11 protein-coding genes, 4 tRNA genes and 3 pseudogenes are annotated in these 11,238 nt (G+C 74.8%); 8 read left to right on the top strand and 10 right to left on the bottom strand.

Annotated elements, in window-relative coordinates; genetic code table 11:
• Positions 1-343: pseudogene (locus CNO22_RS21775) on the top strand (phosphodiesterase); the annotation flags it as partial.
• 154 nt (positions 344-497) lie between these two features.
• Positions 498-1,496 (top strand): glycosyltransferase, encoded by a 999-nt coding sequence (locus tag CNO22_RS21770; RefSeq protein ID WP_100501336.1) that lies wholly within the window; start codon positions 498-500, stop codon positions 1,494-1,496.
• A gap of 6 nt (positions 1,497-1,502) precedes the next feature.
• Here the strand turns inward: CNO22_RS21770 and CNO22_RS21765 are convergent, their stop codons facing one another.
• The 4 genes from CNO22_RS21765 to CNO22_RS21750 form a co-directional block, all read right to left on the bottom strand.
• On the bottom strand, positions 1,503-1,985 hold the full coding sequence (locus CNO22_RS21765; RefSeq protein WP_100501335.1) for a GNAT family N-acetyltransferase: 483 nt from the start codon (positions 1,983-1,985) through the stop codon (positions 1,503-1,505).
• 47 nt (positions 1,986-2,032) lie between these two features.
• A tRNA-Phe gene (locus CNO22_RS21760) sits at positions 2,033-2,106 on the bottom strand.
• 23 nt (positions 2,107-2,129) lie between these two features.
• Positions 2,130-2,203, bottom strand: a tRNA-Asp gene (locus CNO22_RS21755).
• Positions 2,204-2,226: 23 nt separating this feature from the next.
• Positions 2,227-2,299, bottom strand: a tRNA-Glu gene (locus CNO22_RS21750).
• Between the two features lie 199 nt (positions 2,300-2,498).
• Here CNO22_RS21750 and CNO22_RS21745 point away from each other — a divergent pair.
• Positions 2,499-3,134, top strand: coding sequence for an AMIN-like domain-containing (lipo)protein (locus tag CNO22_RS21745; protein ID WP_198588503.1), 636 nt, complete (start codon positions 2,499-2,501; stop codon positions 3,132-3,134).
• A gap of 9 nt (positions 3,135-3,143) precedes the next feature.
• On the opposite strand, the gene CNO22_RS21740 is transcribed toward CNO22_RS21745, so the two are convergent.
• From CNO22_RS21740 to CNO22_RS21725, 4 genes are all read right to left on the bottom strand, one after another.
• Positions 3,144-3,479, bottom strand: a complete 336-nt coding sequence (locus CNO22_RS21740; RefSeq protein WP_100501334.1) for a hypothetical protein — start codon at positions 3,477-3,479, stop codon at positions 3,144-3,146.
• 23 nt (positions 3,480-3,502) lie between these two features.
• On the bottom strand, positions 3,503-5,008 hold the full coding sequence (locus CNO22_RS21735) for a metallophosphoesterase (protein ID WP_100501333.1): 1,506 nt from the start codon (positions 5,006-5,008) through the stop codon (positions 3,503-3,505).
• Between the two features lie 84 nt (positions 5,009-5,092).
• Positions 5,093-5,695 (bottom strand): NAD(P)H:quinone oxidoreductase, encoded by a 603-nt coding sequence (gene wrbA, locus CNO22_RS21730; protein WP_198588502.1) that lies wholly within the window; start codon positions 5,693-5,695, stop codon positions 5,093-5,095.
• Between the two features lie 108 nt (positions 5,696-5,803).
• Positions 5,804-6,283, bottom strand: coding sequence for a GtrA family protein (locus tag CNO22_RS21725; protein ID WP_100501332.1), 480 nt, complete (start codon positions 6,281-6,283; stop codon positions 5,804-5,806).
• A gap of 210 nt (positions 6,284-6,493) precedes the next feature.
• Here CNO22_RS21725 and CNO22_RS21720 point away from each other — a divergent pair, with 210 nt between their 5' ends.
• The 3 genes from CNO22_RS21720 (at position 6,494) to CNO22_RS29335 (ending at position 8,570) form a co-directional block, all read left to right on the top strand.
• A complete protein-coding gene (locus tag CNO22_RS21720; protein WP_100501331.1) occupies positions 6,494-7,375 on the top strand; it encodes a Rieske (2Fe-2S) protein in 882 nt (293 codons plus the stop codon).
• 37 nt (positions 7,376-7,412) lie between these two features.
• Entirely contained in the window at positions 7,413-8,261 is an 849-nt protein-coding gene (locus CNO22_RS29340) for a hypothetical protein (RefSeq protein WP_100501330.1), read from the top strand.
• Between the two features lie 135 nt (positions 8,262-8,396).
• Positions 8,397-8,570, top strand: a complete 174-nt coding sequence (locus CNO22_RS29335) for a hypothetical protein (RefSeq protein WP_157937060.1) — start codon at positions 8,397-8,399, stop codon at positions 8,568-8,570.
• Positions 8,571-8,677: 107 nt separating this feature from the next.
• Here the strand turns inward: CNO22_RS29335 and CNO22_RS30195 are convergent.
• A pseudogene (locus tag CNO22_RS30195) lies at positions 8,678-8,938 on the bottom strand (STAS domain-containing protein); the annotation flags it as partial.
• A gap of 391 nt (positions 8,939-9,329) precedes the next feature.
• On the opposite strand from CNO22_RS30195, the gene CNO22_RS21705 reads away from it, so the two are divergent.
• Together CNO22_RS21705 and CNO22_RS21700 are read left to right on the top strand one after the other, a co-directional pair.
• A complete protein-coding gene (locus CNO22_RS21705; protein ID WP_100501329.1) occupies positions 9,330-10,133 on the top strand; it encodes a GAF and ANTAR domain-containing protein in 804 nt (267 codons plus the stop codon).
• A gap of 314 nt (positions 10,134-10,447) precedes the next feature.
• Positions 10,448-10,520 (top strand) — tRNA-Lys (locus CNO22_RS21700).
• Between the two features lie 203 nt (positions 10,521-10,723).
• Here the strand turns inward: CNO22_RS21700 and CNO22_RS30190 are convergent.
• Positions 10,724-11,071: pseudogene (locus tag CNO22_RS30190) on the bottom strand (tyrosine-type recombinase/integrase); the annotation flags it as partial.
• Positions 11,072-11,238 lie beyond the last annotated feature (167 nt).

Below are 11,238 nucleotides of genomic sequence, written 5' to 3'. Positions count from 1 at the left end.
CGGCGCCGTCTACTGCTCCATCATGGGCTACCGGACGACGGCCGGGTCGGTGTTCCTGGCGGCGCTGCCCGAGCCCGGAGCCGCGCGGGTGACCGCGGAGCCCGGGCCGGTCGCCGCGGCCGCCCGCGCCGGCCGGCTGACGTTCACGCTGGCCGCGGCGCGGGGTGCGGGCGACTGGCAGCCGTTCGCCCGGCTGCGGCTGCTCGCCGCGGTGCCCGAGGTCGACCCCGACCTCCGCTTCGACGCCGTCCGCAACCCGCCGCCGGGCCTGGTCCCGGACGGGCCGATGGCCCGGTTCCGCGCGCCGGCCTACGCGGCCGCGCGGGAGGGGCGCGACGCGTGACGGCGACGGGCGGCCTGACCCCTTTCGGGCTACTCCGGGTCATCACTCGGTTGGACGGTGTGCCGGCGGGTAGCACCATCGATACTCGTTCGGCTCGATCGTCAGTCCCGCCCCTGCCCGTCGCAGTGCGCGGCCGCAGGAGGAGAACCACCGCGTGAACGACGCCGACCCCCCGGCAGCGGCCGGGGCCCGGGTGGTGACCGTCCCGTACGCCGACCCCTACGTCGACGCCGTGCTGCCGGAGGGGGTCGTCCGGATCGGCCCGGAGCAGGGCCCCAGCCCGTGGCTGGACCCGGCCTACCTCGCCGCGCACGCCGACGGTGTCGACGTGGTGCACCTGCACTCCGGCTACGGGCACCTGCCCGAGGACGAGGTGGTCAGCTGGGCGGAGACGCTGCGGCGGACCGGGGTCCCGCTGGTGCTCACCGTGCACGAGCTGCGGGACCCGCGGCAGGCGACCCGGCGCCGGCACGACGCCCACCTGGAGGCGCTGCTGGCGACGGCCGAGGTGGTGCTCACCCTGACCCCCGGGGCGGCCGACGAGATCGCCGCGCGCTTCGGCCGGACGGCGATCGTCGTGGCCCACCCGTCGATCGCCGAGCCGGTGCCCGACCTGGGCGCCGAGCGCGGCCTGGTCGGCGTGGCGCTCACGGCGCCCTGCCCGGCCCTGCCCGACCCGGCGATGCTGGTCCGGGCGGCGCTGTCCGGCGCGGTCAACGGCGGCGGGCGGCTGCGGGTGTTCCTCGACGACGGCGTGGAGCCGCCCCCGGTCTTCGCGGCCGGGGACAGCCTGGAGTTCCTGCCGCGGAAGGTCGACGCGTGGGCGGCGCAGCTGCAGGAGCTGCACGCCGTCGTCCTGCCGCAGTCCTGCGGCACCCACTCGCGGGAGCTGGAGGTCTGCCGCGACGTCGGCACGCGGGTGGTGGCGCCGAGCTGCGGGTGGTTCGCCGACCAGTGGTCCGACGTCGTCACCTACGACAACGACGAGGAGCGCGGCCTGGACCCGGTGTCCCTGGACGCCGCCGTCACCGCGGCGCTCACCCGCCCGGCGCCGCGACCGGCCGACCGGTCGTGGCGGGCCGAGCAGCGGACCGCCGTCCGGGCCGTGCACGCGCAGGTCTACGCCCAGGTGGTCGCCGACCGGACCCGCTGAGGCCGGTCAGAGGGCGAGCTTGAACCCGACGTGCGAGGCGGTGAACCCGAGCCGCTCGTAGAGGCGGTGCGCCTCCGCTCGGCGGGTGTCGGTGGTGAGCTGGACCAGCCCGCAGCCGCGCCGGCGGGCCTCCTCGACGGTCCAGGTGAACAGCGCCGCGCCGATGCCCTGCCCGCGCAGGTCGGCCCGCACCCGCACCGCCTCGACCTGCAGCCGCGTCGTCCCCCCGCGGGAGAGGCCGGGGATCTCGGTGAGCTGGGCGGTGCCGACGACGTCCGGGCCGTGCGTCACGGCGAGCAGCAGCTGGGCGGGGTCGGCGTCGACGGCGGCGAAGGCCCGCCGGTAGGGCTCCAGGTCCGCGGACTCCCGGTCGCGGCCGAGCGGGTCGTCGGTCAGCAGGGCCACGAGGGCGGGGACGTCGTCCGCTGTCGCCCGGCGCAGGCCGACGGCCGTGCTGCCGGAGGTCAGCGTGGCGGGGAGTGGGGTCACCGCGGCAGTCTCCCCGGCCGGAGCGGCGGGGCTGCAGGAGGATGGTGTGGGCAGGGGCGGGGTCGAACCGCCGACCTCTCGCTTTTCAGGCGAGCGCTCGTACCGACTGAGCTACCTGCCCCTCCCGGTGTCTCCACCGGAGAGCGACCCTGACGGGACTCGAACCCGCGACCTCCGCCGTGACAGGGCGGCGCGCTAACCAACTGCGCTACAGGGCCTTGCTGGTACTGCTGGTCGTGCGTGCCCCCAACGGGGTTCGAACCCGTGCTACCGCCTTGAAAGGGCGGCGTCCTGGACCGCTAGACGATGGGGGCTCGTGTTCGCCGGGGGCAGCGAGAACTCTACATGCTCGGCGGGATGCTCCCGAGGCGGGGGGTCCCGTGTCCCTCGCCACGGTCTCCGGGCGCCGTGCCGGCGGCTCCGCCCGTTGTCGATCACGGGGTCGTCGCCGCTTCGTGCGACACGGTCGGCGGGGTCGCGGGCGCAGCGGCTCCCGGCTGTCACCCTCAGCGGGTGATCCGCCGCGCCGCCGTCTGCCCGTCCCTGCTGCTCACCGCCGCGCTGCTGGCGGGCTGTGGCGGCGGCGACCCCGCCACCTCGCCGTCCGCCAGCACGGGGGAGGCCACGGCCGCGTCCAGCTCCGCGGCGTCCAGCTCCACCGCGCCGAGCAGCGAGGCAGAGGACACCCCGACCGACGCGGCGCCGTTCGAGGGTGACACCCAGCCGGCCACGCGGGAGGCGTCGGCCGACGCCCAGGTCACCGTGTCGGAGATCCGCACCGGCCGGCAGGACGGCTACGACCGGGTGGTCCTCGAGATGGGTGGCACGGGCACGCCGGGCTGGGACGTCCGCTACGTCGACCAGGCGTACGCGCAGGGCACGGGGGACCCGGTCGAGGTGGCGGGCGAGGCCGTCCTGCAGGTGACGGTCACCGGCGCGGGGTACCCGTTCGACACCGGCGTCGAGGAGTGGGCCGGTCCCGACCCGCTGCCGGGCAACGGGACGCAGACGGTCACCGAGGTCGCCTGGGACGCGACCTTCGAGGGCACCTCGGTGGCCTTCGTCGGGACGACGGGCGAGGCGCCGTTCCGCGTCTACGCCCTCGAGGACCCCACTCGGGTGGTCGTCGAGGTCGCCGACCTGGGCTGAGCTGGGCGCTCAGCCCAGCGACGCGGTCAGCTCCACCGAGTCGGACTCGACGGTGGTGCAGGTCAGCGACAGCGGGCCGGCGCTCACGGTCTCGCCCTGGGCGCACGACACGCTGGCGTTGCCCACGCTGAGGGAGGCCCGGCCGTCCTGGACGCCGCCGAAGGACATCGACGTCCCGAGGATCTCGACCTGCGCGTCGTTGCCGGTCAGCGTCACCGAGCACTCGCTGCCGCTGCAGGAGAGGGTGTCCGAGCCGAACGAGCAGGCGGTCAGGGGCAGCAGCGTGAGGCCACCGGCGAGGGCCCCGGCGGCCAGCCGGGTGGCACGCGACGTCGTCGAGGACATGGGTCGAGCGTAGGGCGGCCGGATCACCCGGTCGGGGAGGCGGGCGCCGGGAGGGGCGTCGGAGCCGGGGTGGTCGGCGTCGGCGGGACGCCGTCCCCGACCGCAGTGGCCGCCGCGGGGACGACCTCCCGCTCGATCGTCACCTCGGTCTGGCCGAGGCCGCCGAGCGTGATCTCGTCGTAGGCGGTGAGTGCGCCGGTCCGCGGGTTCAGGTAGAGCACCGTGCAGGTCAGCGGCTCGGGGAACTCGCCCTGCAGGGCGCGCAGTCCCGCCCCGCCGGTCGAGCCCTGGACCATGAGCAGGGTGCCCCCGTCGAGCCGGGTGACCTCCCGCTCGTGCGTGTGCCCGGCCAGCACCAGGGGGACGACGCCATCGAGGGGCAGCGCCTGCTCGGGGTCGTGGACCATGGCGATGGCCGGTGTCTCGGGCAGGGGCTCGACGAACTCGGCGAGGCCCTCGCCACTTTCCTCCAGGGTCTCGATCCCGTCGTCGGCGTTCTGATCGGGGGTGAAGCGGGGGTCCGGCGCGCCGACGATCGTGAGCCCGGCGACCGTCACGGCCGAATCGTCGAGCACGGTCGCGTTCGGCTGGGCGGCGACCAGCTGAGCGGTGACGGTCGAGTCGTGGTTGCCGCGCGTGTAGACGTAGGGCACGTCGAGCGCACCGACGGCGCTGATCAAGCCGTTCTCGGGCTGGCTGCCCCAGTCGGTGATGTCCCCGGTGTCGAGGACCCCGTCCACGTCGAACTGGGTGACCACCTGCTGCACGAGGTCGAAGCCGGCCGGGTTGAGGTGGATGTCGGATACGTGCAGCACGGCGACGCTGTCGTCGGCGCCGCCGGGCGGGGGCAGCGTGGACAGCGTCGAGTACAGCGAGCTGACGTTGGTGACGAGGTCCTCGAGCGAGGCCCGGTAGGCATCGAACCTCGCCACGATGTCCTGGGCGCTGCCGATGAGGCTGTTGGCGTTGACCAGGAGCCCGGTGTAGGTCGGCCGGGACAGCGCCTCCGGGCGCCAGGTGGCCGCGGCGACGCCACCGGTCGCGGCGACGAGCGCGGTGGACAGGCCCAGCGCGATCAGCGGTTCCCGCCGGCGGCGCAGCACGAGCAGGGCCGCGACCGTCCCGCCGCCGACGGCGGCCAGCGCGGTCAGCCACGCCACCCGCTCGACGGCGTCCCGCAGGTCGGCGCTCACCTGGTCGACGACGCCGTCCAGCTTGGTCGGGTCGGTGGCCAGCTGCGTCGCGCGGATCTCGTCGACCCGGCTCAGCTGGATCTCCAGCCGCAGCGGCCCGTCGTAGGCGTCGACCTGCAGCGCACCGAGCGGCGGGATGTCGAGGGCGGCGCCCCCGCCCAACGGACGGAAGGCCACCGTCGCGTCGAAGGGGCCGATCGGCGCGGACACCCGACCGAGCAGCAGGATGCCGAGCCACGCACCGGCCAGGACGACGGCCAGCCGGACCGCCCACCGGCCGACCCCACGGGCGGCCGCGCGCAGGCGCGGGCGCGTGGTGGTGCTCGGCTCGCTCACCTGCGCCAACCTAGCCGCGGCCGGACCCGGCGCCGCCCCGGTCGGCCGGGGCGGCGCCGGTGTCACGCGACCGTCACGCGACCGTCACGCGACGAGCTTGGCGGTGACCTCCGCGAGACGGCGGCCCTGGTAGCGGGCGGCGGCCAGCTCGGCCTCGCTGGCGGTGGCGGACTTGCCGCCCGAGGCGTTGGAGACGCCGTAGGGGTTGCCACCGGCCTCGAACAGCAGCGGGTCGGTGTAGCCCGGCGGCACGATGACGGCGCCGAAGTGCGAGAAGACGTTGAACAGCGTGAGGATCGTCGACTCGTTGCCGCCGTGGACGTTCTGCGCGCTGGTGAAGGCGGTCGCGCCCTTGTTCGCCAGCTTCCCGGTGAACCACAGCCCGCCGAGGGTGTCGATGAACTGCTTCATCTGGGCGGCGGGGGTGCCGAAGCGGGTCGGCGTCCCGAGGGCGTAGCCGTCGGCCCACTCCATGTCGGCCGGGGTGGCCTCCTCGACCTCACCGGCGGTGGTGTCCACGTGCGCCCGCCACAGCGGGTTGGAGTCGATGGCCTCCTGCGGCGCCAGCTCGGGCACCCGGCGCAGGCGCACCTCGGCGCCGGCCTCGCGGGCGCCCTCGGCGACGGCGGCGGCGAGCTGGTGGGTGTTCCCGGTCGACGAGTAGTAGACGACAGCGATGTTCGGCACGGGGTCTCCGTTCTGGTTGTGAGTTCAACCGTTCGGAGGTGGGTGTGCCCTGCCCCGGGCGCTGCTCAAACGCGGCGCGGGGATGCGGTCAGGCGGGCGGGGGTGCGATCAGGCGGGCGAGGCCGCCCGCGGGCGGAACAGCCAGCGCAGGGCGATGAAGCGCATCAGCCCGACCAGGCCGGTCACCGTGACGACGAGCGTGACCTGCGTGGCCACGCCGGCGTCGGGGGCCAGCGAGTTGAGGACGGCGAGCGAGGCGCTGGTCAGCAGCAGGCCGATGACCGTGACCCCGCCGGCCTCGAGCTGGGCGGTGAGCCAGTGCACCCGCTCGCCCGCGTGGAAGGTCAGCCGCCGGTGCATCTCGTTGGCCAGCAGGGTCGACACCGCGGTGGCCGCCACGTGTGCCGGCAGGTAGCCCAGGCTCTCCAGCGCGGCGAAGAACAGCGCGTACACCAGCGTCGTGGAGGCGCCGACGAGGACGAACCGGGCGAACTGGCCGAGGGTGTCCTCGGCGCGCACCCGCGCCGCCATGCTGTCGACCGCGTCGCCGACCACCGGGCGGCGGGTCAGCAACGACGGGCAGGTCACGACGTCTCCTCTGCGGGCACGACTACTTTCTGTACGTTCCACCTGGGGATCGGCTGTACGCCAGTCGTTATTCCCCTGGGGGGAGACAGTCCGGCTGTGGAGTCGATCACCACACGTCGCCGTCCCGGCGTGGCCGTCACCGTCGGCTGACCGCCCGTCACCGCTGATGCGGTCGGCATCGTCCCTGGTCCACGGGGGTAGGACGCCGCCATGAGCCTCATGGGGATCCTCGACCGGATCGCAGACGCGGCGACCTTCGACAAGGCGATCGGGCCGGCCCAGCGCGCCGTGCAGGCCGCTCTCAAGCCGCAGGCCCTCAAGGACCTGCTGCACGGAACCTGGCTGGGGCACCCACTGCACCCGGTCCTGGTGCAGGTGCCCGTCGGCAGCTGGACGTCGGCCGGCCTGCTCGACGCGATCCCCCCGCTGCGGCCGGCCGCCACCGTCCTCATCGGCACGGGCGTGGCCGTCGCCGTCCCCGCGGCGATGTCCGGCGCGGCCGACTGGTCCGAGCAGGGCATCGGTGTCCGGCGGCTGGGCCTGCTGCACGCCGCGGGCAACACCGTCGCGCTCGGTCTCTACATCGGCTCGCTGGTCGCCCGCGCCAGGGGCCGCGGCGGGCTGGGCCGGGTGCTGTCGTACGCCGGGCTGAGCATCGCGACCGGGTCCGCGGCCGTCGGCGGGCACATGTCCTACGCCCAGTCCTCGGGCGCCTCGCACGCCGCCACGGCGGCCCGCGCGCTGAGCTCGGACTGGATCGACCTCGGCCCGGTCGACGACCTGCCCGAGGGGCGGCCGGCGCTGCGCACGGGCAAGGGCGGCAGCGTTGACGTCCCGCTGGTCGTCGTCCGCCGGGGGATGCGGGTGGACGCCTTCGTCGGAGCGTGCTCGCACCTGTCCGGCCCGCTCTACGAGGGGTCGGTGGAGCAGGTGCGCGGCACGGACTGCCTGGTGTGCCCGTGGCACGGCTCGGCGTTCGACCTCGAGGACGGCCAGCCGCGGCGCGGCCCGGCGGCCAACCCGCAGGACAAGATGGAGGTCCGCATGCAGGCCGGGCGGGTCATGGCCCGGCTGCCCGGGCGCGACCGGTAGGGGTCCCGGACGGCGCCGCCGTCCCTACCCTGCGGGCATGGGCCGGACGGCGGTGCTGGCGCTCGCGCTCGCGCTGCTGTGCACCGCCTGTTCCGGCGCGGACGGCGACGCCGGGGCGGCCCCCGCGACGACCACGTCCGCGGCGCCGGCCCTGCCGCCCGTGCCCGGGATCGAGGCCGAGGTGGTGCGCCAGCGCACCGACGTGCCCGTCCCCGGTCAGGTGCACGTGCGCGTCACCGACACCGGCGACCAGCCGTTCACCGTGACCGCGGTGTCGATCGACGCGCCCGGGTTCGCGCCGCTGCCGCCGACCCCGCTGACCGCCGCCTTCGAGCACGGCCGGACGATCGCCCTGCGCACCGCCCACGGCCCGGCCGACTGCGCCGCCCCGGCCGGTCCGCCGGCGGCCCGGTTGACCGTGGCGCGGCCCGACGGGGCGGTGGAGGAGCTGCGGGTGCCGCTGGCCGGGGACGACCTGGACGTCGTCCACCGGGAGCAGTGCGCGGTCGCCGCGGTGCTGGCCGTCGCCGGTGTCGCGCTGACCGGCCTGACGGCCGCGGGCGACACGGTCACGGGCACCGTCGTCCTCACCCGGGCCCGGGACGACGACCGCGCGGTCACGGTGCTCGAGGCCCGGCGCAGCGTCGTCCTCGACGTCGCCGTCGAGGGACTGCCGCTGGAGTTGCGGACCGGGGAGGAGCGGACGAGCGCGGAGGTGGTGTTCACTGCGGCGTCCTGCGAGCCGCACGTGCTGGCCGAGACCAAGCAGCCGTTCCTGTTCCCGCTGTCGGTCGCGGTGGGGGAGGCCGAGCCGGTGACGGTGCCGCTGCCCGTCGACGACACACAGCAGGAGCTGCTGTGGGACCTGCTCGACCGGGTCTGCTGAGCCCGGGGATGGAGTCCGGCCCGGCCGCCACGGGGGGAACGCGGCGGCCGGGCCGGGGTCCGGGGGGCCCGGGATCGCTCGCCGGGCAGGGGGGACGCTAGGTGACTTGAGGCCCTCAAGCGATCACCTGACCAGGTGATACACCCGTGGCCTGGGCCACGCGAGGTCGTCTCGCGGTTCGCCGGTGCGCTGCGGGGGAACCCCGGGCCCGTGTTCTTCCTCTTCTCCAGCCGGCTCGGCTGCCTGGGCTCGCTGGTCGTCTCCGCGTTGCTGACCCTGCTGCTCCTGCTGCTCCTCGACGTCCTCTGACGGTCCGGTCGCCCTCGTGTCCGGGACGGCCACGCGTCCACACGGACAGCGGGTGGGGCGGTGGCGGCGGACCCGTCGTCGCCGTCGAGCAAGTGGTGAGCCAGGTGCAGGCGGGTGAGCTCGCGGCGGAGGGAGGGCGGGGTCCCGACCAGCCTCAACCGGCGACCGGGCCGGAGCGCGCGGCGGTGGGCGGCCTCGATGCCACGGACTCCCATGCGGTCGCAGGCGGTGACGTCCGTGGCGTCGACCACCCACACGTCCCCGTCGGTGAGCAGCAGCGTGGAGACCGCGTCGTACAGCAGGTGGACGGTGCGGCGGTCGAGTCGTCCGGCCAGGCGCAGGCGGCGACCGACGAGGTCGACGCTCATCCGGAAGGGCGAGGACCCACCGTCACGCGGTCCCGGTTGCACACGGGTCACACGAACCACCTCGGCGCGCAGGCACGAGGTCGCGGCGGAGGACGTCGACCGCGGCATGCTGCCTGCTGAGGAGCAGTCGGCCGGGCGTTTCGACTCGTGGGCGACGCCAGCCCTGGACCGGCGACCGGTCAACGGGGGGCCGCTGCGTGGCCCGGGGCCGCCCCGGAGTAGGCGGCGTGCCCCCACCGGCTCGCGCGCGTAGCGTAGAGGGAGGCGCCGGCATGGACCTGCGTCGATCCGTGCGTCCAGCAGCGGCGTAGTGCGCGAACGCGGGAGCCCAGCTCGGGGTCCTGCTGCCGAGGTCACCTGCCCCGGTGCAGACCGGACCGGAGGCCGTGCCGTGGCCAGCGACGAGAACCCGAGGCCCGTCGACGCCACCGAGGCGTTGGAGCAGCTGGGCCGGCTGTCGTTGCGGGAGCTGGCCATGGACAGCCTGCTGCAGACGGTGGCCGACCTGACCTCGTCGGTCATGCCCGGCAACCCGGAGACGTCGTTGACGTTGCTGGTCAAGGACAAGCCCACCACCGTGGTGTGGTCCGGCCGGCTGGCCGTCGACCTCGACGAGAGCCATTTGGAACGCGGCCACGGCCCCTGTCTGCACGCCGCCCGCACCGGAGAGATCACCGAGGTGGCCGACGCCCGTGCCGAGCCCTGGTGGCGGGACTACCTGGCACGCGCGGTCGAGCGCGGCTGCCTCAGCTCCCTGTCGGTCCCGCTGGTCATCGACGAAGATGAACCGGTCACCGGAGCGCTGAACATCTACGCCCGGCAGCCCGAGGCGTTCGACGAGGACAGCCGATCGGTCGCCACCCGGTTCGGGCCGTGCGCCGCCGTGGCGGCAGGTAACCTGCACGCCTACCACAGCGCCCGCGACCTGGCCGACAACCTCCAGCGCGCGCTCGAGTCCCGCACGGTCATCGACCAGGCCAAGGGCGTGCTCATCGAGCGTTACAAGCTGACGCCTGACCAGGCCTTCCAGTTGCTGGCCCGGTTGTCGATGCAGCTCGACCGGAAGGTGCGCGACGTCGCCGAGCACCTCGTGACCACCGGCGAACTCCTCGGTGCGTCGCCAGGCGGCGACGGTCGCCCCGGGCCTGGGGCCAGGCGCGGTCGTCCGGGAACGGGAGCCCCGGCGGCCTCTTGAGCAGCCGCCGACGTTCCCCGGGGAAGCGTCGGCGGTCAGGCCCCGCCGCTCCAGACCCACGGGGCGGCGGGGCCGCCCCATGGATGCGGTGGTCCGGCGAGGCCTGGGGTGTGGGTCCCATCCCGGCGGTACGGGATCCGTGCGGCGTCCGTGGCCGACCGGTCGGCGTGCTGCCCCGCCCGGACGACGGGTCGCCGCGCCGCCTCGTCGGATCTCGCGCTCGCCGCGGAGGTGCAGGCTCCCGGCGGTAGCCTCGCAGCGGGTCGTGGAGCCGTCCGGTGCCGTGTGCACCGGTGCCGGTCTCCCCACCCGCCGGGCCTCTAGCTCAACTGGCAGAGCAGCGGACTTTTAATCCGCGGGTTGTGGGTTCGATCCCCACGGGGCCCACGTCGTTGACCTGGCGTTTTGCTCTTCGCCGGCTCCTCGGACGGCAGCCGCGCCCACACGGCGCCCACACGCGCTTCCGCGGCGGCCCGCGCGGCGGCGTCCATCCGGTCGGCCAGGGCGGTGAGGTCGTCGTCGAAGAGGCCGGAGTAGACGTCGAGGGTCATGGCCGCCGAGGCGTGACCGAGCATCCGCTGGACGGCCTTGACGGTGGCACCGCTGGCCACCGCGAGCGAGGCCGCGGTGTGGCGGAGGTCGTGCGGAGTGACGTCCGTCAGTCCGGCCGCGCGGACGGCGGGGTCGAAAACGGTCCGGCGCCAGTTCCGGAGCCGGAGGGGGCCGCCTCTGGCGGTGATGATCAGCAGCTCGTCGGACTGCTTGCCCTCGCAGCGGCGCGCCAGCGGCTCGGCGAGCGCAGTGGGCAGCGGGACGGTGCGCTCCTGATGGGTCTTCGGGGTGCCGAACTTGAGTCGACCGGCGACCTCGGTGGCGGCCTCGGCGATGGTCAGGCGTCTGCGAAGAAAGTCGACGCGGCGGACCCGCAGAGCGACCATCTCCCCGAACCGGAGACCGGTGTAGGCGAGCAGGCGGATGACGTCGCCGTCGTCGCCGGCCGCATCCGCTAAAGATCATTAAGGGCGGTTGTTATAGGAACGATCCGAACTCCAAGCCGGTGCTGGCCAGGAAGCCGACCAGCAGTCCGGGGCGGTACTGCATCCGT

This window comes from Geodermatophilus chilensis, from assembly GCF_002802985.1.
Lineage (GTDB): Bacteria > Actinomycetota > Actinomycetes > Mycobacteriales > Geodermatophilaceae > Geodermatophilus > Geodermatophilus chilensis.
The sequence above is the reverse complement of the archived record's forward strand: the minus strand, read 5'-3'. Positions and strand labels throughout refer to the sequence as shown.